Origin of the sequence: Micromonospora sp. WMMD956 (assembly GCF_029626125.1) — a bacterium.
GTDB lineage: Bacteria > Actinomycetota > Actinomycetes > Mycobacteriales > Micromonosporaceae > Micromonospora > Micromonospora carbonacea.
Genome location: NZ_JARUBI010000005.1, coordinates 1,130,183 through 1,152,227, shown reverse-complemented (window position 1 = coordinate 1,152,227; position 22,045 = coordinate 1,130,183). Strand labels below are relative to the sequence as shown.

Genomic DNA, 22,045 nt, shown 5'->3' with positions numbered 1-22,045 from the left:
GGAAATCCGCCGCGCCTAGCTTGACGGAATGCTGATCGAATCGCGGCCCACGACCGACCCGGAGATCGCCACCCTGGTCGTGGCGCAGCAGCGTGAGCTGCGCGAGGCCGACGGCGGGCTGGACGGGCAGGCGACCCTCACGCACGACGACATCCGCTACCTCGCCGTCGTCGACGCCGGCCGGGTCGTCGCGTGCGGCGGCATCCAGGAGCTGGACCCCCACACCGGCGAGCTGAAGCGGATGTACGTCCGGCCCGCCCACCGGGGGCGGGGGATCGCCCGCCAGCTGCTGGCCGCCCTGGAGGACCTGGCCTTCCAGCAGGGGTACGCCGAGCTGCGGCTGGAGACCGGCAGCTACCTGCCGGCGGCCATCGGCCTCTACACCTCCTGCGGGTACGCCCCCATCCCCGGGTACGGCGAGTACGTCGACAACCCGTACAGCCGCTGCTTCGCCAAGCGCCTCCCGGTGGCCGCCTGAGCGGGCAGGGGCGCGCCGGCCGGTCGGGCGGCCCGGTCAGGGGCGGTCGATCGGGTCGTCCAGCCGCCCGCCCGTGCCCATCCCGTTCGACAGCAGCAGGCCCAGCGCGAGCATGCCGAGGCCGAGCAGCAGGTGCAGGAAGTCGTCCGCGCCGTTGAGCGGGATGAAGTTGGCCGCGCCCTGCTCGTTCTCGGCGAACTTGACGAACAGCCCGTAGAGGCAGAGGCCGAGGTAGAGCGCTCCGCCCCCGGCCAGGAAGAGCCGCGCCCCCGCGACGCTGCGGGCCAGGGCCAGCCCGGCCAGCCCGAAGAGCAGGTGCAGGGCGTTGTGCAGGACCGAGACCTGGAACAGCCCCAGCAGCTTGGCGCCCGAGTGGTGCCCGGCGAAGGTCAGGTCGTCGTATCCGGTGGTGACGCCGGGGACGAAGCCGAGGACCCCGAGCAGGAGGAAGAGCGCGGCCACCGCGACGGCGGCCACCTGCACCCGGGCCCGTGGGCGGTGCCGGTCATGCGCCATCGGCGTCACCTCCGTGGATCAGCAGCCCTCGACGATCCTCCATTTTGGGTGCGCGCCGACGCGTTCCGCAGCGAAACCGGGAATCAGGTGTGGGCTGCCGGAGCCAGGGTAGGTCAAAAGACGCCGGCGGGATGAACGCTGGCGAATCCCATGAATTGGCTACCGCTACGACTTTCCGAGCGGAAGGGACATCATGACCTACGATCTCTCACCCACGACGTCCACGTACGGGCAGGAGTCGAGCAACGGCCACGGCGTACGCGATCAGGCCCGCCAGGTGGGCTCGGAGGCCGCGCACGCGGGCGGTGCGGTCGCGCAGACCGCCAAGGAGCAGGGCCGGGAGGTCGTCGGCGAGGCCGCGCGGCAGGCCCGCAACCTCTACGGCGAGGCCCGCGACCAGCTCGCCGGGCAGGCCGGGGAGCAGCAGCGCCGGGCGGCCGGCGGGCTGCGTTCGCTGGCCGACGAGATGCGCACGATGGCGCAGAACAGCGGCCAGTCCGGCCCGGTGACCGAGCTGGCCCACCAGGCCGCCGAGCGCGTCAACGGCGTGGCCGGCTGGCTGGAGGAGCGGCAGCCCGGCGACATCCTCACCGAGGTCAAGGACTACGCCCGCCGCAACCCGGGCACCTTCCTCGTCGGCGCCGCCGTGCTCGGCGTGCTCGCCGGCCGGCTGACCCGGGGCCTGTCCGCGGCGTCCGACGCCACCGGCGGCGGCTCGGCCCCGGCGTACGACCCGGAGCGCACCGCCGTCATCCCGACGCCGCCGGCCCAGCGTGCCGTGCCGGACCAGATCCCCCCGGGCGGCTACCTCGATCCGACCCCCGAGGCCGGTCACACCGGCCAGGGTGCGGCCTACCCCGACCCGGGCACCACCACAAGCTACGCCGACCCGGCGGACGGCACCGGGACGCCGCTGCCCCCGGTGACCCAGACCGACCCGCTGCCGGGCGTGCCGTCCAGCGGCGCTTCCCGCCCGTGAGCCGTCGAGCCAGCCGAAGGGAGGAGACGACATGACCGCGCCGACGCAGGACCCGGGACTGGACTCCGGGTACCACCCCGCGGGTGCCCCGCACACCGCGGACGAGGTCAGGAGCAGCTCGATCGGTGAGCTGCTGCGCCAGGTGACCACCGACCTGTCCACGCTGATGCGCCAGGAGGTGGAGCTGGCCAAGGCCGAGATCCGCCAGGAGGGCAGGAAGGCGGGCAGGGCCGCCGGGCTGTTCGGCGGCGCCGGCTTCGGCGGGTACATGGTCGCGCTGTTCCTGTCGATCGCGCTCTGGGCCGGGCTGTCCAACGTGCTGGACGCCGGCTGGGCCGCGTTGATCGTCGCCGTGCTCTGGGGCGCGATCGCCGCCGTCCTCTACTCCATGGCCAAGAAGCACGCCCAGCGCGTACGCGGCCTCAGGCAGACCAACGACAGCGTGCAGCGCATTCCCGACGCGCTCAAGCCCCACCCGGAGGGAGTCACCCGATGAGCACCGATCCCGACCAGATCCGCCGGGAGATCGAGGCCACCCGCAACAGCCTCAGCACCGATGTGGACGCCCTGGCGTACAAGGTCAGCCCCGGCCGCATCGTCGACGACCGCAAGCAGCGGGCGCGCAACGCGCTGCAGAATGTGAGGGACAGGGTCATGGGCACCGCTTCCGACTACGGCCACAGCACCGGACACGCCGCCCACGCGGTGGCCGACCGGGCGTCGTCGGCCGCGTCCACGGTGAGCGACAAGGCGCACTCGGCGGCCTCCACCGTCGGCGACGCCGCCCAGCGGGCACCGCAGGTGCTGCGGGAGAAGTCCGAGGGCAACCCGCTGGCCGCCGGCCTGATCGCCTTCGGCGTCGGCATGCTGGTCTCCTCCCTGATCCCGGCGAGCCGCCGCGAGCAGCAGGTGGCCGCCCAGGTCAAGGAGCGGGCCGGCGAGCACGCCGGAGTGGTGAAGGAGAAGCTCGGCGAGGCCGCCGGCGAGCTGAGGGAGGAGCTGCGCGAGCCGGCGCAGCACGCGGGCGAGTCGGTGCGGGCCACCGCCCAGGACGCCGTGCACGCAGTCAGGGACGACACCCGGTCGGCCGCCCGCGACGTGCGGGACCACGCCCAGCAGGCCAGAGAGCAGGCCCGGCACTGACGGGACACCCGGTGACGGCGTGGCCGCCCGCGTCGGGAGCGTCGCCCGTGTCGGGAGCGTTAGGAAGGGCCCCCTGTACAACAGAATGCGTTAACAGGGGGCCCTTCCTTGCGCCGGCGGGCGCCGGCCTCAGGCGGTGCGGCGCACGTCGGTGACGACGAGGCCGCTCGGCGGCAGGGCGGGCATCCGCCGCAGGTCGATCGCGAGGTCCTGCGGCGGCACCTCGTAGCGCATGGTCGTGGTCAGGTTGGTGACGGCCCGCTTGAGCAGCTCGATCGTGATCCACTCGCCGGCGCAGCGGTGCCCGGTCAGGTGTTCGCCGCCGCCCTGCGGCACCAGCGCGAACGGGTCGCCGCGCCAGCCGGCGAAGCGCTCCGGGCGGAACCGCTCCGGCTCGGGCCAGAGCGCCTCGTGGTGGTTGGTGCCGTACAGGTCGAGCAGCACCCGCCGCCCCTGCGGGAAGTGGTGCCCCTGCCAGTCGAAGGAGCGCCGCACCCGGGCGGCGGCGACCGGGAAGAACGGGTAGTAGCGGCGGACCTCCTGCACGAAGCACTCGGTGGCGTCGTCGTCGCCGCGTACCTGGTCGCGCCACTGCGGGTGGTCGTGCAGGGCGAGCGCGGCGAAGACCACGAAACGATCGACGGCGACGGTGGGGCGCAGCACGTTGAGCAGCTCCACGGCGGCGATCCGGCGGGGCAGCAGCCGCCCCTGGCCGTCCCGGTGCTCGGCGATCGCCCGCAGCGCGCTGCCGGGCGGGGCCGGCAGGACGCCCACCCGGGCGCGCTCGACGACCTCCCCGAGCCACCGCTCGCCGCGGCGGCGGCCGATCCGGCCCCGCCAGTGCCGGGGGCCGAACGCGGTGGGCCCCTCGATCATCGACCGCATCACCGCGGTGCGCCGGGGCACCTCGGCGTCGGCCAGCGGCACGCCCGCCCAGGCGCAGACGGCCCGGGTGAGCAGCGGGGCCACCTCGTCGTGCAGCACCACCCGGCCGGCGCGCTCCCAGACCGGCACCCGGGCCCGCCACTCGTCGTCGAAGAGCTGGCCGAGCTGCCGGACCGCCGACGGCGTCATGATCGACATGAACATGGCCTTGCGCTCGTGGTGGGCCGTCCCGTCGAGGCCCTGCACCCCGCCCACGCCGGTGAGGGTCCGCTGCATCCGCTTCGGCGCCGCGCCCGCCCGGACGAACCGCTCGGGGTCGTAGAAGAGCGCCGCCGCCGGTCGGCCGCGCAGGCAGATGGTCGGTTCGAGCAGCAGCCGGGTCTGGAAGATGTCCGTGCCGTACCGGTCGCAGCGGTCGCCGATGAACCGGTAGCCCTCGCGCAGCAGGGCCAGGGTGCTGTCCGGGCTGCGGTCGGCCGGCATGCTGGCCATCGGACCCCTCCTGGTGTTCCCCGCCCGGCGGCACCGCGCGGTGGGGGTTCGTCTACCCATCTCGCGGCGGCCGAATCCCCGCCGCCCCTGTCGAGCCCGGTCGAGGCCGGCGGCGTGGCGTCCGTCCGTGCGGCGCGCGCCGGCTGGCCCCTCCCAGGGCGGCGGGAACCTGGTTGGCTTGAGCGCACGGGCCGGCGACCGGTCGGCCCGGGGCGCTCGGGCCGCCGGTGGCGGGAGCGTCGGGTGATCACGACGGGGAGGGCACATGCGGGAGAACGCGTCGCGCTACTGGCGACAGCGGCGGGCGGTCGACGCGCTGGGCGCGGGCCGGGCCGGCGGCGGGGAGCCGCCGGGGCCGCTGCTCGCCCGGCCCCGCCGGGAGCAGCGGCCGCCGCGCTGGTTCACCGTGCATCTCGGCTTCGCCGCCGCCGGGCCCGACGCGGCCCGCGAGCTCGCCGTGACGTACGCCGAGGGGCTGAGCGTGCTCCGCCCCGAGCTGGCCCTCGGGGCCGCCGCGCTCTCCCCGGCCGACGCCTGGCACCAGGCCGAGCGGCTGTTCTGCGGGGCGGTCGGCCCCGACGGCGAGCGCTGCGCCGACGTGACCGGTCACCCCGGCTTCCACCACGCCCCGGGGCCCGGCGGCCTCGGCTGGGGCGACGGCGACTGACGGGCGGTTCGGGGCCGGGCCGGGACCGCCTGCTGCCCGGGGAAGGCGCACGTCGCGCCCCGTCCCCGGGGGTGGCAGGCGGTCCCGGCCCGGCGGCCCGTCGGCTCAGTCCAGGTCGAACTCGCCGTCCTGGGCCCCGGCGACGAACGCGTCCCACTCGGCCTGGGTGAAGACGAGCACCGGGCCGTCCGGCTCGGCGGAGTTGCGCATGCCGATCAGGTCGTCGACGAAGGCCACCTCGACAGCGCCTTCCGAGGTGTCGCCCTCGGCCCGCTGCCAGACCGCCCGGGACAGGTCGAAGTCGCCCTTGGGGTGCTGACCCATTGTTGCTTCCTCCATCGCATGCCGTGACGGGAAACGAGTGTGCTTCCCCATCGGGCAGGATAAGCGGATGCCGAGCCTGAGCCGTGTAGAGGCGACCGCGCGTGGCGCGTTGATTACCGTCGAGTCCTACCACGTGGACCTCGACCTGACCGCAGGCGACGAGCGGTTCCGCTCGCACGCCACGATCCGTTTCCGGGCGACCCCCGGCGCGGAGACCTTCGTCGAGGTGCTGCCCGCGCGGCTGCTGGGGGCGCGCCTGAACGGGCGACCGCTCGACCCGGCGACGCTCGCCGGCAACCGGCTGCCGCTGACCGGCCTCGCCGAGGCCAACACGCTGGTCGTCGAGGCCGAGATGGCCTACTCGAACACCGGCGAGGGGCTGCACCGGTTCGTCGACCCCGCCGACGGCGAGACCTACCTCTACGCGATGTCCTTCCTGGACAACGCGCAGCGCATCTTCGCCGCCTTCGACCAGCCCGACCTGAAGGCTCCGGTCCGGCTCGCCGTGACCGCCCCGCCGCAGTGGACGGTCGCCGCCAACGGCGCGCTGGCCGCCACGCCTCGGCCGGGGCGTTGGGAGTTCGCCCAGACGGCCCCGCTGGCGCCGTACTTCGTCACGCTGATCGCCGGGCCGTGGCACGTGCGCCGTGCCGAGCACGACGGCGTCCCGCTGGGCGTCTGGTGCCGGCGCTCCCTCGCCGCCCACCTGGACGCCGACGTCGAGGAGATCCTCACCGTCACCCGGCAGTGCCTGGACCGGTTCCACGAGCTGTTCGCCGAGCGTTACCCCTTCGGCAAGTACGACCAGGCGTTCGTGCCGGAGTTCAACGCCGGCGCGATGGAGAACCCGGGCCTGGTCACCTTCCGCGACGACCTCGTGTTCCGCTCGGCGGTCACCGACACCCAGCGCGAGCTGCGGGCCACCACGATCGCTCACGAGATGGCCCACATGTGGTTCGGCGACCTGGTCACCATGCGCTGGTGGGACGACCTGTGGCTCAACGAGTCGTTCGCGGAGTACCTGGGGACCCGGGTCACCGCCGAGGCGACCCGGTTCGACCGCGCGTGGACGACGTTCGCGCTGCGCCGCAAGGGCTGGGGGTACGCGGCCGACCAGCGCCCCTCCACCCACCCCGTCGCGCCGGAGGAGGTCGCCGACGCCGCCCTGGCGCTGCTCAACTTCGACGGCATCTCGTACGCCAAGGGGGCCAGCGTCCTGCGCCAGCTCGTCGCCTGGCTCGGCGACGACACGTTCCTGGCCGGGCTGAACGCCCACTTCGCGGCGCACCGGTTCGGCAACGCCACCCTCGCCGACCTGCTCGGCGCGCTCTCCGCCGCCGCCGGGCGGGACCTGTCGGGCTGGGCCGAGCGCTGGCTGCGCTCGGCCCAGGTCAACACGCTGCGGGTCGACGTCACGCTCGACGCCGACGGCCGGTACGCGGACGCGGCGATCGTGCAGACCGCCCCGGTCGGTCACCCGGTGCTGCGCCCGCACCGCGTCGGCGTCGCCCGGTACGCCGCCGACGGCACCGTCACCCACGACGAGGTCGACCTCGACCCGGACGCCGACGGCGGCCGGACGGTCCTCGCCGGGCTGCGCGGGCAGCCGGCCGCCCGGCTGCTGCTGCCCAACGCCGGTGACCTCACCTTCGCCAAGATCCGTCTCGACCCCGCCTCCGTCGACGCGCTGCCGCTGGTGCTGCCGACCCTGGCCGACCCGCTGGCCCGGGCCCTGCTGTGGGGCGAGGCGCTGGACGCGGCCACCGACGGCGAGCGCCCCGTCGCCGCCCTGGTGGAGCTGGTCGCCACCGCGCTGCCCGGCGAGACCGAGGTGATCATCGTGGAGGACGTGCTGCGCAGCGTCCGGCCGCTGGTCGACCGCTATCTCGACCCCCTCGCCCGCGACGCGGCGCTGCTCCGGCTCGCCGACGCCTGCCAACGGCTGCTCGCCGCCGCCGAGCCGGGCGGGTCGCGGCAGCTCGCCGCCGCCCGGGGCCTGATCGGCGCGAGCACCGACGCCGACCTGCTCGCCGGCTGGCTGGCCGGCAAGGACGTCCCCGCCGGGCTGGCCGTGGACACCGAGCTGCGCTGGACGCTGCTCGGCCGGCTCGTCGTGCTCGGCGCGGCCGGGGCGGCCGAGATCGCCGCCGAGGCGGCGACCGACCCGAGCGCCACCGGCGCCGAGCGGGCCGCCCGGTGCCGGGCCGCGCTGCCCGACCCGACCGCGAAGGAGGCGGCGTGGGAGGTCGTGGTGCGCAACACCGAGCTGTCCAACCGGCTGGTCGAGGCCGCCGCGCAGGGGTTCTGGCAGCCGGAGCAGGCCGAGCTGACCCGGCCGTACGTCGAGCGGTACTTCGCCGACATGCCGGCGGCGGCGCGCAGGCGTACCCCCTGGGTCGCCGACCAGGTCGCGGCCGACGCCTACCCCTGCTACGCGGTGGCGCAGCCCACCCGGGAGCTGGCCGCGGCGCTGCTGGCCCGCGACGACCTCACGCCCGGCCTGCGCCGGGTGGTCACCGACGCCGACGACGACCTGCGCCGCGCCCTGGTGGCCCGCACCGCCGTGGCCGCCGCCTCGGCCTGATCCGCCGCAGCCCAGGCCGGAAAGCCCATCTTCGTCACGTTTTCGGCCTTCCCCGGCCCTGGTCGCGTCCCGTGACCTGGGCCGGGGGAGCGGCCGCGGCCCAGGCCGGAGGCGCCGCCGCGCGCGGCCCGCATACGATCGGCGGGTGCGGGAAGACATCCGGCGGGTCGGGATCATGGGCGGCACGTTCGACCCGATCCACCACGGTCACCTGGTCGCGGCCAGCGAGGTGGCCGACCGGTTCGGGCTGGACGAGGTCGTCTTCGTGCCGACCGGGCAGCCGTGGCAGAAGGCGGACCAGCCGGTCACCCCGGCCGAGGACCGCTACCTGATGACGGTGATCGCCACCGCGTCCAACCCCCGGTTCCAGGTCAGCCGGGTCGACATCGACCGGGGCGGGCCGACGTACACCGTCGACACGCTGCGCGACCTGCACGCCGAGTACGGGCCCGAGGTGCAGCTCTACTTCATCACCGGGGCGGACGCGCTGGAGCGGATCCTGTCCTGGAAGGACCTCGACGAGATCTTCGCGCTGGCACACTTCATCGGGGTCACCCGCCCCGGCTTCGAGCTGACCGACGAGCACGTGCCCGCCGACACGGTGAGCCTGGTGCAGGTGCCCGCGATGGCCATCTCGTCGACGGACTGCCGCGCCCGGGTGGCCCGGGGCGAACCGGTCTGGTATCTGGTGCCCGACGGTGTGGTGCAGTACATCGCGAAACGGCGGCTCTATCAGCGGTGATCGCGCCGGATATGCGGTCGTTCGTCCCCGAAACCGGCCAGAACCGACAGGTCGTCACGTCAGCGGGTGTGAGACGCTTGGAGGGTCGCACGGTTGATCGAAGGAGAACGGTGACAGTTTCCGAACGCGCTCACGAGCTGGCGATGGCCGCCGCCCAGGCCGCGGCCGACAAGAAGGCGCAGGACATCGTCATCATCGACGTGGGTGACCAGCTCGCCATCACCGACGCGTTCCTGCTCGCCGCCGCCCCCAACGAGCGTCAGGTGCTGGCCATCGTCGACGCCATCGAGGAGCGGCTGCTGGAGCTGCCGGAGAAGGCCAAGCCGGTCCGGCGCGAGGGCGAGCGGGGCGGCCGCTGGGTGCTGCTCGACTACGTCGACATGGTCGTGCACGTCCAGCACACCGAGGAGCGCGAGTTCTACGCCCTCGACCGGCTCTGGAAGGACTGCCCGCAGATCCCGTTCGTCGACCGGGACCTGGTCGAGGCCGAGGCCGCCGCCGGCACCGCACCGGCCGAATGACCCGACTGATCGTCTGGCGGCACGGCAACACCGACTGGAACGCCGCGAGCCGGGTGCAGGGGCAGACCGACGTCCCCCTCAACGACCTCGGCCGCGAGCAGGCCGCCGCCGCCGCGCCGCTGCTCGCGGCGCTGCGCCCCGACGCGATCGTGGCCAGCGACCTGCGCCGCGCCGCCGACACGGCCGCCGCCCTCGCCGCGCTCACCGGCCTGCCGGTACGCGCCGACGCCCGGCTGCGCGAGCGGCACTTCGGGCGGTGGCAGGGGCTGGAGCTCGCCGAGGCGGCGCGGCTCTACCCCGACGAGCACGCCCGGTGGCGGGCCGGCGACCCCGACCCGGGCGCCGACATCGAGAGCCTCGACGACCTCGGCAAGCGGGTCGGCGCCGCCCTCCAGGAAGCGGCCGACGCCGGGCCCGGCGCGACGATCGTGATCGCCACCCACGGCGGCGCGGCCCGGCAGGGCTGTGGGCACCTGCTCGGCTGGGACCACGCGGTGCTGCGGGCCATCGGCTCGCTGCGCAACTGCCACTGGACCGAGCTGCGCGACAGCGGCACGCGCGGCTGGCACCTGCGGGCGCACAACGTCGGCGTGCTGACCACCACGGCGGCGGCCGAGGCGGTCTGACCCGGCGACCCCCGGTGCACGGCTTCCCGGGCCGGGCGGCCACGGCGGTCCGGGCCCGGATCGGCTACGGTGCCGGAATGCCCGTCGCGGTCGTCACCGACTCCACCGCCTATCTACCGCCCGAGCTGGTGCGCCGACACCGACTCACCGTCGTGCCGCTGACCGTGGTGCTCAACGGCGCGGAGGGGCTGGAGGGCGTCGAGATGTTCCCCGGCGACGCCACCCGGGCGCTCGGCGGCCGGCGGGTCACGGTCAGCACCTCCCGGCCGGCACCGGAGCAGTTCGCGCGGACGTACCGTGAGCTGCTCGACGCCGGCGCAGACGCGGTGGTCTCGGTGCACCTGTCGGCCGAGCTGTCCGGCACCGTCGAGGCCGCCCGGCTGGCCGCCGCGCAGGTCGGCGGCGACCGGGTCGCGGTCGTCGACAGCCGCTCCACCGGCATGGGCCTCGGCTTCCCGGCGCTCGCGGCCGCCGCGGCCGCCGCCGAGGGCGCCGACCTTCCGGGGGTACGCCGCGCGGCGGCCGACGCGATCGACCGCACCACGATCTACTTCTACGTCGACACGCTGGAGTTCCTGCGCCGGGGTGGCCGGATCGGGGCCGCCGAGGCGCTGCTCGGCACCGCCCTGTCGGTCAAGCCGATCATGCACATGCCGGACGGGGCGATCGTGCTCCGGGACAAGGTGCGCACCGCCAGCCGGGGCGTGGCCCGCCTCGTCGACCTCGCCGTCGAGGCGGCCGGCGACGCCGACGTCGACCTCGCCGTGCACCACCTCGCCGCCCCGCAACGCGCCGGGCACCTCCTCACGGCGCTCACCGAGCGGCTCGGCGACCGGGTGCGCTCGACGTACGTCACGGAGGCCGGCGCGGTGGTCGCCGCGCACGCCGGCCCGGGCCTGGCCTGCGTCGTCGTGCACCGCCGCCCCGGCCCGGCCGAGGCGGGTTCCGGCGCAGGCAGGGCCGGCGTGGACTCGCCCGGTGCGGCTTCGGCCGGCCTGGCTTCGGTCGATGAGCCGGAGGTCCGCTGACATCCTGCTGCGTAGGGAGCTGAGTCGAATACGACATCACCAGACCTGGCAGCAGCCAACGCCGACACCGCGCCCCACCGGCACGCCCCCTGGCCCGTCGATCAAGAGAAGGCGTCAGAGTTGATCTCTGCGATGACGCAGACCTCTTGACCACCGGGCGGGGTGGGGTGGGCGTATAGCAGATGGTGGGCATGATCAGGCGATTGTCCACAGAGGCTTTCGTTGTCCACAGGTGGCGGTCGGTGGGCCCCGGAGGGACCTGTTGCCGGCCTAACCTCGCGCCGTGTCAGACGACGAGGAGACGGTCGTACGGCGGCGGCTGCGATGGTTGGCGGGTGGACCGCCGGCGACCACGCCCCCGGTACGCCCAGCTGTGCCGGCAGTGCCGGCCGAACCGGTCGCGCCACCGACAATCGGGCGGCCCGAGGCGGCCGGGCCGCCGCCGGGGCCGATGGGCGGGCCTGCTGTCGGGCGGGCCCTCGTGGTGCCGCCGGAGGACCGGTGGCCGCTCGCCGGCGAGCCGCTGGCCGAGCGGCCGGTGCCCTGGCCGGGGGAACGGCATCCCGGCTCGGGCCGACGGGTCGTCCGCGCGTCGTCTTCCGTCCCGGGCTCGCTCGGGGGCGGTGGCCTGGGCCGGGCTGGCTCGCTCGGAGATGAGGGTCTGGGGCGCGTCGGCCTGCCCGGGGGCGAGGGTCTGGGGCGCGACGGTCCGCTCGGGGGCGCGGATCCGGGGCATACCGGTGAGTCGACACCCGGCCCCGACGGCGAGCCGGCGTCCGGGTGGTCGTCGCGGCTGCCGGGGCCCGGTGCGTTCGACCCCGGCCGGCGGGGCGTGCGGGCGCTGGCGGCGGTCGCCGTCGCAGTGGTGCTCGGTGCCGGCTTCTGGGCGTGGCGCTCCCGCCCGCAGGCCGAACCGGTCCGGGCCGAGCCGTCCGCCGCCGCCGGCTTCGACGCGGCGCCGGAGGCGGGAGCGCCGGCCGCCGCCCCGACGCCGGGCGGCGAGCTGGTGGTGGCGGTAGCCGGAAAGGTGCGCCGCCCCGGGCTGGTCCGGGTGCCGGCGGGCGCGCGGGTCGGCGACGCCGTGCAGGCGGCCGGTGGCGCGTTGCCCGGTGTCGACGTGGCGTTGCTCAACCCGGCCCGCAAGGTCGCCGACGGCGAGCTGATCCTGGTCGGCGTCACCGCCCCGCCGGGCCAGCCCGGTGCCGCCCCGGCCGCCCCCGGGCAGCCGGCCGGCGGGGGGCCGGCGGGCCCCGCCGGGCTGGTCAACCTGAACACGGCCACCCTCGCCCAGCTCGACACGCTGCCCGGGGTGGGGCCGGTGCTGGCCCAGCGCATCCTCGACCACCGCGACCGCACCGGCGGGTTCCGTTCGGTGGGCGACCTGCGCCAGGTGGAGGGCATCGGCGATTCCCGGTACGAGCAGCTCAAGGAACTGGTGACGGTGTGAGCGCAAGCGCGGGGCCGCCGGCGGCGGGCGCGTCGCCAGGCCACGGCGGCGCGGTCGTCACCGCACCCGGTGCCCCGGCCGGGGTCGGCACGGCGGGCGATGCGCCGGCCGAGCGGGCCGCCGGCACCGTGGACGGGCCCGACCTGCGGCTGGCCGGGCTGGCCGTGGCCGCCTGGCTGGCCGCGCTGGTGAGCCTGCACCTGAGCGCCCGCGCGGCGGCGCTGCTCGCCGCCGGGGCGGCCGGGCTGGCCGCGCTCGTCGCGGCGCACCTGCTCGGTCGGTGGGGACGCCCGGCTGGCCCCGTCCGGCGGCACGGGTGGATCGCCGTGGCCGTGCTGCTCGGCGTGGTGTGCGGGGCGACGGCGACGGCCGCCCGGCTCGGCGTCCGGGACGCCCCCGCCGTCCGCGCGCTCGTCGACGACCGGGCCACGGTCGGCGTCGACCTGATCGTCCGGGCCGACCCACGTCCGGTCCGGGGCGTCGCGGGCCGGCCCGCCACCCTGCTGGTCCGGGCCGAGCTGGTCGCCCTGACCGGCCCCGACGGCGTCCGGGTCGGCGCGCCGCTGCGGGTCCTGCTGCTCGCCACCGACCCGGCCTGGCGGGCGGTGCTTCCCGGGCAGCGGCTCAGCGCCGAGGGGCGACTCGGCGCGCCGCGCGGCGGCGACCTGACCGCTGCGGTGCTCACGGTGCGCGGCCCGCCGACGCGGCACGGGCCGCCACCGTGGGCGCAGCGGGCCGCCGGCGTCCTCCGGGCCGGCCTGCAACGCGTCTGCGAGCCGCTGCCCGACGAGCAGGGTGGGCTGCTGCCCGGCCTCGTGGTGGGCGACACCAGCCGACTGCTGCCGGCCGTGGAGGAGGACTTCCGCACGACGGGGATGACCCACCTGAACGCCGTCTCGGGCTCCAACGTGGCGATCGTCGTCGGCGCGGTGCTGCTGCTGGCCCGGTGGTCGAGGGCCGGCCCCCGGGTGGCCGCCGGGCTGTGTGTGCTGGCCCTGGTCGGGTTCGTCATCCTGGTCCGCCCCTCGCCGAGCGTGGTGCGCGCCGCGACCATGGGCGCGATCGGGTTGGCGGCGCTCGCCGCCGGCCGGCCCCGGGCCGCCCTGCCGGCGCTCGCCGCGGCGGTGGCCGCGCTGGTGCTGTTCGACCCGGACCTGGCCGGCGACCCGGGGTTCGCCCTGTCCGTGCTGGCCACGGCCGGGCTGCTGCTGCTCGCCCCGGGCTGGCGCGACGGGCTGCGCCGGCGGGGCGTGCCGCCCGGTTTCGCCGAGGCGCTGGCCGTGCCGGCCGCCGCGCAGCTCGCCTGCGGCCCGGTGGTCGCCGGGATCTCCGGCACGGTGAGCCTGGTGGCGGTCCCGGCGAACCTGCTGGCCGTCCCGGCGATCGCGCCCGCCACGGTGCTCGGCGTGGCGGCGGCGGTGCTCTCCCCGGTCTGGCCCTCCGGCGCGGGGTTGGCGGCCTGGTTGGCGAGTTGGCCGGCCTGGTGGCTGGTCACCGTCGCCCGGTACGGTGCCCGGCTGCCGGCCGGCACGCTGCCCTGGCCGGACGGCGCGCCGGGCGCGCTGCTGCTGGCCGGGCTGACCGTGGCGCTGCTGGTCGCCACCCGGCGGCCGGTGGTGCGCCGGCTGGTGGCGGTGGTCGCCGTCGCGGTGGTCGCCGGCACCCTGCCGGTTCGCCTCGTCGCCGGCGGCTGGCCGCCAGAGGGCTGGGTGGCGGTGGCGTGCGCGGTGGGCCAGGGCGACGCGCTGGTGCTGCCGGTGGCGGTCGGCCGGGCGGTGGTGGTCGACGCCGGTCCCGACCCGGCGGCGGTGGACGGCTGCCTGCGGCGGCTGGGCGTACGGGAGGTGCCGCTGCTGCTGTTCAGCCACTTCCACGCCGACCACACCGGTGGGGTCGCCGGGGTGTTCCGGGGCCGCCGGGTCGCGGCGGTACGCACCCCGCAGTGGCCCGAGCCCGCCGCCGGGCGGGACCTGGTGCGGGCCGTCGCAGCGGCGGGCGGGGCGGCGGTGGCCCCGGCGGGGGTCGGGTGGGCGTACCGGGGCGGCGGGGCGGAACTGGTCGTGCTCGGGCCGCCGTATCCGCTGCGGGGCACCCGGTCGGACCCGAACAACAACTCGCTGGTGCTGCGCGCCACGGTCGCCGGGGTGCGGATCCTGCTCGCCGGGGACGCCGAGACGGAGGAGCAGCGGGCGCTGCTGGACCACACGGCGGCCGGCGGCCTCCGGGCCGACGTGCTGAAGGTCGCCCATCACGGGTCGGCCTACCAGGATCCGGCGTTCCTGGACGTCGTCCGGCCGAGCGTGGCGCTGGTGCCGGTCGGGACCGGCAACTCGTACGGGCACCCGAACGCCGCCGTGCTCGCCCGGCTGGCGCGGGGCGGAGCCCGGGTGCTGCGCACGGACACCGACGGGGACGTGGCGGTGGTGCGCGGCGCCGGCGACCGGATGGCCGTGGTGGTCAGGGGCGTGCCGGCCGGGAGCCGCCCGTGAGGACCTTGGGCATTGGTGGCATTGATGGTGGAGAGAGTTGAATGTCTAGATTTGCGTTGAGTGCGGGGTCTGCCGTCACGGGGCTCGACGAGCAGGCACGCGCGGCGGAGCGGACGTGCGAACATGGGCGGCGTGACCGCGCCCGACCTTGCCCCCATTCTGCTGGTCCTCGGCGACGAGGAGCTGCTCGCCACGCGCGCGGTGACCGAAGCGGTGACCCGGGTCCGCGCCGTCGACGCGGGCGTGGACGTCCGGGAATACCAGGCCGGCACACTGACCGTCGGCGAGATCGCCGAAATGCTCAGCCCGTCGCTGTTCGGCGGCCGGCGGGTGCTGGTCCTGCGCTCCGGTCAGGACGCCCGCAAGGACCTGGTCGCCGCCCTGCTGGCGTACGCGAAGAACCCCGACCCCGAGGTCCACCTCGTGGTGCTGCACCTCGGGGCGGCCAAGGGCAAGGCGTTCGCGGACGGGCTGCGGGCGGCCGGCGCGACCGTGGTGCCGGCGGCGAAGCTCAAGGGGCACCGCGAGCGGGTGGCCTTCGTCCGCGACGAGGTCCGCCGGGCCGGCGGCAAATGCACCGACGACGCGGCGGAGGCGCTCATCGCGGCGGTCGGCACCGACCTGCGCGAGCTGGCCGCCGCCTGCTCCCAACTGGTCGCCGACACCGACGGCCGGATCGGCGCGGACACCGTGGCCCGCTACTACAAGGGGCGGGTGGAGGTGAGCGGCTTCACCGTCGCCGACGCCACCATGGTCGGCGACGTGCCGGCGGCGCTGGAGGCGCTGCGCTGGGCGTTGCACGTCGGCGTGGACCCGGTCCCGATCGCCGACGCGCTCGCCGACGGCGTGCGCACCGTCGCCCGGGTCGCGGCGGCCGGGCGGGGTGACCCGTACCAGCTGGCGAGCAGCCTCGGCATGCCGGCGTGGAAGGTCAGGAGCGCCCAGCAGCGGGCCCGGGGCTGGACCCCGGAGGGGCTGGTGCGGGCGATGCAGGCGGCCGCCGAGTGCAACGCGGCGGTCAAGGGCGGCTCGGACGACCGGGCGTACGCCCTGGAGCGGGCGGTCTTCTCGGTCGCGGCGGCCCGGCAGGGCGGCGCCCGGTGACCCGGCCGGTCCGGGCGTCGTGGGCGACAGTGCCCACCGAGGAGGAGCGCTACCGTCCCCTCTACGCCCGGGCCCTGGGCCTCCGGTTCGTCAACCCCGGCGGGGTGCTCTGCTTCCTCTTCTTCGAGGGGGCCGTCTCGCTGGCCGCCCTGCTCGCCCTGGCCGAGCTGGTGACCTGGTGGGCGGTGCTGGTCCTGCCCGCCGCCGTGGCCGTGATGGTCAAGCTCAACGACATGGTCGCCGAGTTGGTGGTCCGGACGGCCGCCCTGGTGCCCGAGCAGGAGCGGGACCGCTTTCGCCGGCAGTTGGCACCTGTCGTCGGCCGCGCCACGGTGCGGAGCGCGGCGGCAGCGCCGTTCGGCAGCCCGGGTGCCTCTTTCGGCGACCCCGCTGCGTCGGCCCGGAACGTCGGTGTCACCGTGCCCGGTGCCGGCGGCCACGCTGGTGCGGCCGGCGCGGCAGGCGCCCGGGGTCGGGTCGCCATCAGCGGCATGCGTTCCGGCGGACCGCCCGTGACTCGGGGCGTGGGCCCCGACTCCCGGTTCGCCGGCTCCGAGTTCGCCGGCTCCGAGTTCGCCGGGTTTGGGCCGGCACCCTGGGTGGAGGAGACCCGACCCGACCGGTGATCCGACTCCCGGCCCGGCAAGCGGGATCCTCCGGAGAGAAGCGATCCTCCAGGACGGGCGATCCGCTGGACGCACGATCCCGCGCTGGGCCGGTGGCGGACTGAGGTGATCGACTCCATGTCGCCGACATGGTGGTATCAGCGCCGCCGGAAGGCCCCATGTCGCCGACATGGCAGTGCCGGCGCCGCCGGGAAGGCCCCGCGCGCCGGGAAGGCCCCGCGCGCCGGGAAGGCCCCGCGCCGGGCGGGCCGGCACGCGGAAAGCCGGAAGCCCCGGTGATCCCGGGGCTTCCGGCTCAGGTCCGTGTTCGCCGCGTCAGGCGGAGAGCGAGACCACGCGCTTGGCGATCGCCGACTTGCGGTTGGCCGCCTGGTTGGAGTGGATCACGCCCTTGCTGACCGCCTTGTCCAGCTTGCGCGAGGCGTCCCGCATGAGAACGGCAGCCTTCTCGGCGTCGCCAGCCTCAGCGGCCTCGTGGAACTTCCGGATGGCGGTCTTCAGCGACGACTTGACCGACTTGTTACGCAGCCGGCGCTTCTCGTTCTGCCGGTTGCGCTTGATCTGGGACTTGATGTTCGCCACGCGACAGCCTCGTCTTGATAGCTCGGGTTGGTCTGCTTGTGCGCGCGACGAGCATGCGTCATCGCTGCGCGAAGAGCCAGGTTACCAGGTCCGTCGGGACGAGCCAAAACGGCCCGTCGCGCCCCGCCGGACAGGGCGCCGCGGGCCGGTCGGGGCCGGGCGGCGCCGTCCCGGCCCGGTGGCGGCGTCGCACGTCACCGGGTGGCGAGATCCCCACCCCGTCAGGTGGGGCGTCGCAGGTGGTCAGGCGGGGAGGTCCGGGCCCCGTCAGGTGGCGAGGTCCCAGCCCTGGCGGGCGGCGAGCCAGCCGAGGGCCTGCTCGCCGCTCCAGCGCTGGTGGGCCCGCAGGTGCGGGGACGCGTCGGTCGGGCCGGCGGCCGCCGAGGTGAGCAGGTATCCCGAGAGCGCGGCGAGGGTGACGTCGAGGGCGTCCGCGGGCGCCCCGGCCGTCGCCGGGTGCCCCGCGAAGCGCGCGTCGGCGTCGAGGCCGCCGGCGTGGGCGGTGATCAGCAGGCTGACCAGGTCGAACCAGGCCGGCCCGTGGCAGAGCCAGTTCCAGTCGCAGAACCAGGCCCGCCCGGCCGGGTCGACGAGCACGTTGTCCAGGCGCAGGTCGCCGTGGGCGAGGCCGCCGCGGGCGGCGTAGTCGGGGAGGCGGGACTCCAGCGCGACCAGGTCGGGCAGCCGCCGCCGCGCCCCGGGCGGCAGGTCCGGGGCCGGCTCCCGGCCGGCGGCCACCTCGCCCCACCAGAGGATGTCCTCCCGGGCCAGGTCGGCCAGCCGAGGCAGGCCGAGCGCGACCAGTTCGGGCGGCGGGTCGGCCAGGGCCGCCGCCACCTCGGCGTAGCCGGCCAGGGTGGCGTCGAGGTCGGCGCGTGCCCAGGGCAGCGTGGGCGTCCGCCCGTCGATGGCGTCCAGGCCGAGGGCGTACCAGCCGGCCGCCGCGACCGTCCAGCGCGGGCGGGGGACCGGCAGGCCGGCGGGGAGCCGGTCGAGCACGGCGGCCTCCCGGGCGTACCAGTCGACGAGGTGACGCTGCTCGGTGAGCGACGCCGCCTTGACGAACACGCGCCGGCCGTCGGCCCCCGCCACCACGGCGGCGAAGCCCCGGGTGAACCCGGCGCCGGCCACCTTCACCACCGACACCGGCGTGCCCAGCCGGGCGGTCACCGCCGCCCGCAGCCCCGCCGGCAGGTCGGCCCAGGAGGGCCGCTGGGCGGTCGCGTCGTACGACACCGGGGGGAGCGCGCTCGGGGTCACCAGCCCATGCTGCCCCACCCCGCCCACTCCCGCCGTACCGTGTCGCCCGCCGGCGTCGGACGGCTCTGCCAGACTGCCTGACCATGAGGACCGACGACTTCTGGCAGTTGATCGACCAGGCCCGGGCCGGCGGGGGCGGCGCGGCCGGCGCGGTCGCCGCCCGGGCGGTCGCGCTGCTGGCCGAGCGCGACGCCGCCGACATCATCGGGTACGCGCGGCACCAGCGCCGGGTGATGGCGGCCTCCTACCGGGCCGAGCTCTGGGGCGCGGCCTACCTGATCAACGGCGGCGCGTCCGACGACGGGTTCGAGTACTTCCGGGGTTGGCTGATGACCCAGGGCCGGCAGGTCTTCGCCCGTGCCGTGGCCGACCCGGACTCGCTGGCCGAGCTGCCGAAGATCCGTCAGGCGGCGCTCACCGGGGAGGAGTTCGAGGCGGAGGCGATGCTGACGGTCGCGGAGGAGGCGTACCGGAAGGCGACCGCCGCAGAGCTGCCGCCGGTGGAGGACGTCCCCTACCCGGAGTTGGGCGAGTTCTGGGACTTCGACGACGAGGACGAGGCCCGCCGCCAGTTGCCGAAGCTCGCCGCCCTGTTCGTGGAGGCCCCGGCGGAGTGAGCCAGGGCGTCGGGAGGAGTGATCCGACCGCCCCCGGGGCGACGTGGGAGCATAGAGGGGGCTGGCGTCCGCGCCGGCCCGCTCACGTCAGCCGACCAGAACGGACCGCTGTGCCACCGACGCTCGATTCCGGCGCGAACGCTCCTGGTGCCACCGACCCGGCGCGCATCCGGAACTTCTGCATCATCGCCCACATCGACCATGGGAAGTCGACCCTGGCCGACCGGATGTTGCAGCTCACCGGTGTGGTCGACCCCCGGCAGATGCGCGCGCAGTACCTGGACCGGATGGACATCGAGCGCGAGCGCGGCATCACCATCAAGAGCCAGGCCGTGCGGATGCCGTGGACGATCCGGGAGGGCGACCGGGCCGGCGAGCAGGCCGTCCTCAACATGATCGACACCCCGGGGCACGTCGACTTCACGTACGAGGTGTCCCGGTCCCTGGCCGCCTGCGAGGGCGCGCTGCTGCTGGTGGACGCCGCGCAGGGCATCGAGGCGCAGACCCTGGCGAACCTCTACCTGGCGCTCGAGAACGATCTGAAGATCATTCCGGTGCTCAACAAGATCGACCTGCCGGCCGCCCAGCCCGAGAAGTACGCCGAGGAGCTGGCCCACCTGATCGGCGGCGACCCGGCGGACTGCATCCGGGTCTCCGGCAAGACCGGCGACGGGGTGCCGTACCTGCTCGACGAGATCGTCCGGCAGTTCGTCCCGCCGGTCGGCGACGCCGCCGCGCCCGCCCGCGCGATGATCTTCGACTCGGTGTACGACGTCTACCGGGGCGTGGTCACCTACGTCCGGGTGATCGACGGTCGGATCAGCGCCCGGGACCGGATCAAGATGATGTCGACCGGCGCGGTCCACGAGCTGCTGGAGATCGGCGTCATCTCCCCGGAGATGGTGAAGGCCGACGCGCTCGGCGTCGGCGAGGTGGGTTACCTGATCACCGGCGTGAAGGACGTCCGCCAGTCCCGGGTCGGTGACACCGTCACCATCAACGGCAGGCCCGCGACCCAGGCCCTCGGCGGCTACAAGGACCCGAAGCCGATGGTCTACTCCGGCCTCTACCCGATCGACGGGTCCGACTACCCCAACCTGCGCGAGGCGCTGGACAAGCTCAAGCTCAACGACGCCGCGCTGGACTACGAGCCGGAGACCTCGGGCGCGCTCGGGTTCGGCTTCCGCTGCGGCTTCCTCGGCCTGCTGCATCTGGAGATCATCCGGGAGCGGCTGGAGCGGGAGTACAACCTCGACCTGATCTCCACCGCCCCGAACGTGGTCTACCGGGCCATCACCGAGGACGGCCAGGAGCTGGTGGTGACCAACCCGAGCGAGTACCCCACCGGCAGGATCGCCGAGGTGTACGAGCCGGTGGTGCGGGCCACGGTCCTGACCCCGAACGACTACGTCGGCGCGGTCATGGAGCTGTGCCAGGGCCGCCGGGGCAGCCTGCTCGGCATGGACTACCTTTCGACCGACCGCGTCGAGCTGCGCTACACCCTGCCCCTGGCCGAGATCATCTTCGACTTCTTCGACCAGCTCAAGAGCCGCACCAAGGGCTACGCCTCGCTGGACTACGAGCCCTCCGGCGAGCAGGCGTCCGACCTGGTGAAGGTGGACATCCTGCTGCACGGCGAGCCGGTGGACGCGTTCAGCGCCATCGTGCACAAGGACAAGGCGTACAACTATGGCGTCACCATCGCCGCGAAGCTGCGCAACCTGATCCCGCGCCAGCAGTTCGAGGTGCCGATCCAGGCGGCTATCGGCAGCCGGGTGATCGCCCGGGAGACCATCCGGGCGATCCGCAAGGACGTGCTCGCCAAGTGCTACGGCGGCGACATCAGCCGCAAGCGCAAGCTGCTGGAGAAGCAGAAGGAGGGCAAGAAGCGGATGAAGATGGTGGGCCGGGTCGAGGTCCCCCAGGAGGCGTTCATCGCCGCCCTCTCGTCCGACGCCGGCGACGGCAAGGCCGCCGGCAAGAAGTGAGTGGTGTCGCCACTGCGCGACACCGACCCGGCCGGGGCGCGACGCCCCGGCCGGGTTTGGGATTTCGGGCCCCCGGGAACTTAGCGGTCACGACAGCTTCAACACACCGTTGTGACACTTCCTGAGGAGGAGGACGACCGTGGAGCTCACCGTTTGGGGCATCATCACCGCCATCGTCGTTGGTCTCATCGTCGGCGCGCTGGGCCGCCTGGTCGTCCCGGGTCGGCAGAACATGCCGATCTGGCTGCACATGCTGATCGGCATCGGCGCGGCCCTGCTCGGCACCGTGCTCGCCCGGGCGATGGGCATCGCCACCGAGACCGCCGGCGTGGACTGGGGCGAGCTGCTGGTCCAGGTCGTCCTGGCCGCCATCGCCGTGGCCCTGGTCGCCGGGGTGGGCCGCCGCCGCAGCGTCACCCACCGGTAACGACACATCGCTGGCCCGACGGGCGCCCGACCATTCCGGTCGGGCGCCCGTTCGCATTCCGGTCGGTGTCTCCGGCCGGCGCAGGCGCGCCGCGACGACGTCTTGGCAAATACATCCCGCGATGACGGGTTTGAATTTCTGGCGGCCCGGGAACTTGATGGTCGCGACAGTGAACAAGTCTTTCTGAGCTTTCTGAGGAGAACGACCATGACCGTTGTCGGAATCATCACCGCGCTCATCGTCGGTCTGATCGTGGGCGCGCTGGGCCGCCTGGTCGTCCCGGGTCGGCAGAACATGCCGATCTGGCTGCACATGCTGATCGGCGTGGGCGCGGCCCTGCTCGGCACCGTGCTCGCCCGGGCGGTGGGCATCGCCACCGAGACCGCCGGCATCGACTGGGCCGAGCTGCTCGTGCAGGTCGTGGTCGCCGCCATCGCGGTCGCGATCGTGGCCGGGGTGGGCGGTCGCCGCAGCGTCACCCACCGGTAAGCACCCCACGGCGCACGAACGGGCGTCCGGC

At 75.1% G+C, this 22,045-nt stretch carries 23 protein-coding genes; 18 read left to right on the top strand and 5 right to left on the bottom strand.

Annotation, left to right across the window (positions count from 1 at the left end; translation table 11 throughout):
- Positions 1 to 28: 28 nt before the first annotated feature.
- Positions 29 to 478, top strand: coding sequence for a GNAT family N-acetyltransferase (locus tag O7628_RS05340; RefSeq protein WP_278128779.1), 450 nt, complete (start codon positions 29 to 31; stop codon positions 476 to 478).
- A gap of 36 nt (positions 479 to 514) precedes the next feature.
- On the opposite strand, the gene O7628_RS05335 is transcribed toward O7628_RS05340, so the two are convergent.
- Positions 515 to 994 (bottom strand): DUF4383 domain-containing protein, encoded by a 480-nt coding sequence (locus O7628_RS05335; RefSeq protein ID WP_278128777.1) that lies wholly within the window; start codon positions 992 to 994, stop codon positions 515 to 517.
- A 193-nt stretch (positions 995 to 1,187) separates the two neighbouring features.
- Between O7628_RS05335 and O7628_RS05330 the strand changes: the two genes are divergently transcribed.
- The 3 genes from O7628_RS05330 to O7628_RS05320 are packed head-to-tail and all read left to right on the top strand — an operon-like array spanning position 1,188 to position 3,116.
- Complete coding sequence (locus tag O7628_RS05330) at positions 1,188 to 1,973, top strand: hypothetical protein (RefSeq protein WP_278128775.1); 786 nt, start codon at positions 1,188 to 1,190, stop codon at positions 1,971 to 1,973.
- Between the two features lie 31 nt (positions 1,974 to 2,004).
- Positions 2,005 to 2,469, top strand: coding sequence for a phage holin family protein (locus O7628_RS05325; protein ID WP_278128773.1), 465 nt, complete (start codon positions 2,005 to 2,007; stop codon positions 2,467 to 2,469).
- Positions 2,466 to 3,116 (top strand): DUF3618 domain-containing protein, encoded by a 651-nt coding sequence (locus O7628_RS05320; RefSeq protein ID WP_278128771.1) that lies wholly within the window; start codon positions 2,466 to 2,468, stop codon positions 3,114 to 3,116. Before O7628_RS05325 ends, O7628_RS05320 begins: the two co-directional genes overlap by 4 nt.
- A gap of 129 nt (positions 3,117 to 3,245) precedes the next feature.
- Here the strand turns inward: O7628_RS05320 and O7628_RS05315 are convergent, their stop codons facing one another.
- The gene (locus O7628_RS05315; protein ID WP_278128769.1) at positions 3,246 to 4,493 is read right to left on the bottom strand and encodes a cytochrome P450; all 1,248 of its coding nucleotides are present in this window, start codon (positions 4,491 to 4,493) and stop codon (positions 3,246 to 3,248) included.
- 265 nt (positions 4,494 to 4,758) lie between these two features.
- Here O7628_RS05315 and O7628_RS05310 point away from each other — a divergent pair, with 265 nt between their 5' ends.
- Entirely contained in the window at positions 4,759 to 5,160 is a 402-nt protein-coding gene (locus tag O7628_RS05310; RefSeq protein WP_278128768.1) for a hypothetical protein, read from the top strand.
- 105 nt (positions 5,161 to 5,265) lie between these two features.
- Here O7628_RS05310 and O7628_RS05305 read toward each other — a convergent pair whose 3' ends face one another.
- The gene (locus O7628_RS05305) at positions 5,266 to 5,484 is read right to left on the bottom strand and encodes a DUF397 domain-containing protein (protein WP_013287999.1); all 219 of its coding nucleotides are present in this window, start codon (positions 5,482 to 5,484) and stop codon (positions 5,266 to 5,268) included.
- A 67-nt stretch (positions 5,485 to 5,551) separates the two neighbouring features.
- Between O7628_RS05305 and pepN the strand changes: the two genes are divergently transcribed.
- The 9 genes from pepN to O7628_RS05260 all read left to right on the top strand — a co-directional run bounded on the left by pepN (position 5,552) and on the right by O7628_RS05260 (position 16,651).
- Positions 5,552 to 8,068: an aminopeptidase N gene (gene pepN / locus O7628_RS05300; RefSeq protein ID WP_278128766.1), complete on the top strand. Its 2,517-nt coding sequence runs from the start codon at positions 5,552 to 5,554 to the stop codon at positions 8,066 to 8,068.
- A 145-nt stretch (positions 8,069 to 8,213) separates the two neighbouring features.
- Positions 8,214 to 8,810 carry a nicotinate-nucleotide adenylyltransferase gene (nadD, locus tag O7628_RS05295; RefSeq protein WP_278128765.1) on the top strand — a complete coding sequence of 199 codons (597 nt, stop codon included), beginning with the start codon at positions 8,214 to 8,216 and terminating at the stop codon, positions 8,808 to 8,810.
- Between the two features lie 110 nt (positions 8,811 to 8,920).
- Complete coding sequence (rsfS, locus tag O7628_RS05290; RefSeq protein WP_178066109.1) at positions 8,921 to 9,331, top strand: ribosome silencing factor; 411 nt, start codon at positions 8,921 to 8,923, stop codon at positions 9,329 to 9,331.
- Positions 9,328 to 9,957 (top strand): histidine phosphatase family protein, encoded by a 630-nt coding sequence (locus O7628_RS05285; protein WP_178066108.1) that lies wholly within the window; start codon positions 9,328 to 9,330, stop codon positions 9,955 to 9,957. The genes rsfS and O7628_RS05285 overlap by 4 nt, the downstream gene beginning before the upstream one ends.
- Positions 9,958 to 10,034: 77 nt before the next feature.
- Positions 10,035 to 10,985: a DegV family protein gene (locus O7628_RS05280; protein ID WP_278128761.1), complete on the top strand. Its 951-nt coding sequence runs from the start codon at positions 10,035 to 10,037 to the stop codon at positions 10,983 to 10,985.
- Positions 10,986 to 11,679: 694 nt separating this feature from the next.
- Complete coding sequence (locus O7628_RS05275) at positions 11,680 to 12,432, top strand: ComEA family DNA-binding protein (protein WP_347405228.1); 753 nt, start codon at positions 11,680 to 11,682, stop codon at positions 12,430 to 12,432.
- A gap of 128 nt (positions 12,433 to 12,560) precedes the next feature.
- The gene (locus O7628_RS05270; protein ID WP_278136225.1) at positions 12,561 to 14,921 is read left to right on the top strand and encodes a ComEC/Rec2 family competence protein; all 2,361 of its coding nucleotides are present in this window, start codon (positions 12,561 to 12,563) and stop codon (positions 14,919 to 14,921) included.
- A 123-nt stretch (positions 14,922 to 15,044) separates the two neighbouring features.
- Positions 15,045 to 16,025, top strand: coding sequence for a DNA polymerase III subunit delta (gene holA / locus O7628_RS05265; protein WP_278128759.1), 981 nt, complete (start codon positions 15,045 to 15,047; stop codon positions 16,023 to 16,025).
- Positions 16,026 to 16,054: 29 nt separating this feature from the next.
- Entirely contained in the window at positions 16,055 to 16,651 is a 597-nt protein-coding gene (locus O7628_RS05260) for a hypothetical protein (protein WP_278136224.1), read from the top strand.
- Between the two features lie 315 nt (positions 16,652 to 16,966).
- Here the strand turns inward: O7628_RS05260 and rpsT are convergent, their stop codons facing one another.
- Together rpsT and O7628_RS05250 are read right to left on the bottom strand one after the other, a co-directional pair.
- A complete protein-coding gene (gene rpsT / locus O7628_RS05255) occupies positions 16,967 to 17,233 on the bottom strand; it encodes a 30S ribosomal protein S20 (protein WP_043966753.1) in 267 nt (88 codons plus the stop codon).
- A 267-nt stretch (positions 17,234 to 17,500) separates the two neighbouring features.
- Positions 17,501 to 18,493, bottom strand: a complete 993-nt coding sequence (locus O7628_RS05250; protein WP_278128756.1) for a phosphotransferase — start codon at positions 18,491 to 18,493, stop codon at positions 17,501 to 17,503.
- Positions 18,494 to 18,576: 83 nt separating this feature from the next.
- Here O7628_RS05250 and O7628_RS05245 point away from each other — a divergent pair, with 83 nt between their 5' ends.
- The 4 genes from O7628_RS05245 to O7628_RS05230 all read left to right on the top strand — a co-directional run bounded on the left by O7628_RS05245 (position 18,577) and on the right by O7628_RS05230 (position 22,014).
- A complete protein-coding gene (locus O7628_RS05245; protein WP_178066104.1) occupies positions 18,577 to 19,110 on the top strand; it encodes a DUF4240 domain-containing protein in 534 nt (177 codons plus the stop codon).
- 110 nt (positions 19,111 to 19,220) lie between these two features.
- The gene (gene lepA / locus O7628_RS05240) at positions 19,221 to 21,098 is read left to right on the top strand and encodes a translation elongation factor 4 (protein ID WP_278128755.1); all 1,878 of its coding nucleotides are present in this window, start codon (positions 19,221 to 19,223) and stop codon (positions 21,096 to 21,098) included.
- Positions 21,099 to 21,237: 139 nt separating this feature from the next.
- Positions 21,238 to 21,525, top strand: coding sequence for a GlsB/YeaQ/YmgE family stress response membrane protein (locus tag O7628_RS05235; RefSeq protein WP_043966762.1), 288 nt, complete (start codon positions 21,238 to 21,240; stop codon positions 21,523 to 21,525).
- Positions 21,526 to 21,732: 207 nt separating this feature from the next.
- Positions 21,733 to 22,014, top strand: a complete 282-nt coding sequence (locus tag O7628_RS05230; protein ID WP_178066103.1) for a GlsB/YeaQ/YmgE family stress response membrane protein — start codon at positions 21,733 to 21,735, stop codon at positions 22,012 to 22,014.
- Positions 22,015 to 22,045: the final 31 nt, after the last annotated feature.

What these genes read in the sequence shown, in the direction of transcription:
- O7628_RS05340 (WP_278128779.1), top strand. Translation starts at nt 29, where the DNA reads ATGCTGATCGAATCGCGGCCCACGACCGACCCGGAGATCGCCACCCTG.
- O7628_RS05335 (WP_278128777.1), bottom strand. Translation starts at nt 994, where the DNA reads ATGGCGCATGACCGGCACCGCCCACGGGCCCGGGTGCAGGTGGCCGCC.
- O7628_RS05330 (WP_278128775.1), top strand. Translation starts at nt 1,188, where the DNA reads ATGACCTACGATCTCTCACCCACGACGTCCACGTACGGGCAGGAGTCG.
- O7628_RS05325 (WP_278128773.1), top strand. Translation starts at nt 2,005, where the DNA reads ATGACCGCGCCGACGCAGGACCCGGGACTGGACTCCGGGTACCACCCC.
- O7628_RS05320 (WP_278128771.1), top strand. Translation starts at nt 2,466, where the DNA reads ATGAGCACCGATCCCGACCAGATCCGCCGGGAGATCGAGGCCACCCGC.
- O7628_RS05315 (WP_278128769.1), bottom strand. Translation starts at nt 4,493, where the DNA reads ATGGCCAGCATGCCGGCCGACCGCAGCCCGGACAGCACCCTGGCCCTG.
- O7628_RS05310 (WP_278128768.1), top strand. Translation starts at nt 4,759, where the DNA reads ATGCGGGAGAACGCGTCGCGCTACTGGCGACAGCGGCGGGCGGTCGAC.
- O7628_RS05305 (WP_013287999.1), bottom strand. Translation starts at nt 5,484, where the DNA reads ATGGGTCAGCACCCCAAGGGCGACTTCGACCTGTCCCGGGCGGTCTGG.
- pepN (WP_278128766.1), top strand. Translation starts at nt 5,552, where the DNA reads ATGCCGAGCCTGAGCCGTGTAGAGGCGACCGCGCGTGGCGCGTTGATT.
- O7628_RS05285 (WP_178066108.1), top strand. Translation starts at nt 9,328, where the DNA reads ATGACCCGACTGATCGTCTGGCGGCACGGCAACACCGACTGGAACGCC.
- O7628_RS05280 (WP_278128761.1), top strand. Translation starts at nt 10,035, where the DNA reads ATGCCCGTCGCGGTCGTCACCGACTCCACCGCCTATCTACCGCCCGAG.
- holA (WP_278128759.1), top strand. Translation starts at nt 15,045, where the DNA reads ATGGGCGGCGTGACCGCGCCCGACCTTGCCCCCATTCTGCTGGTCCTC.
- O7628_RS05245 (WP_178066104.1), top strand. Translation starts at nt 18,577, where the DNA reads ATGAGGACCGACGACTTCTGGCAGTTGATCGACCAGGCCCGGGCCGGC.
- O7628_RS05230 (WP_178066103.1), top strand. Translation starts at nt 21,733, where the DNA reads ATGACCGTTGTCGGAATCATCACCGCGCTCATCGTCGGTCTGATCGTG.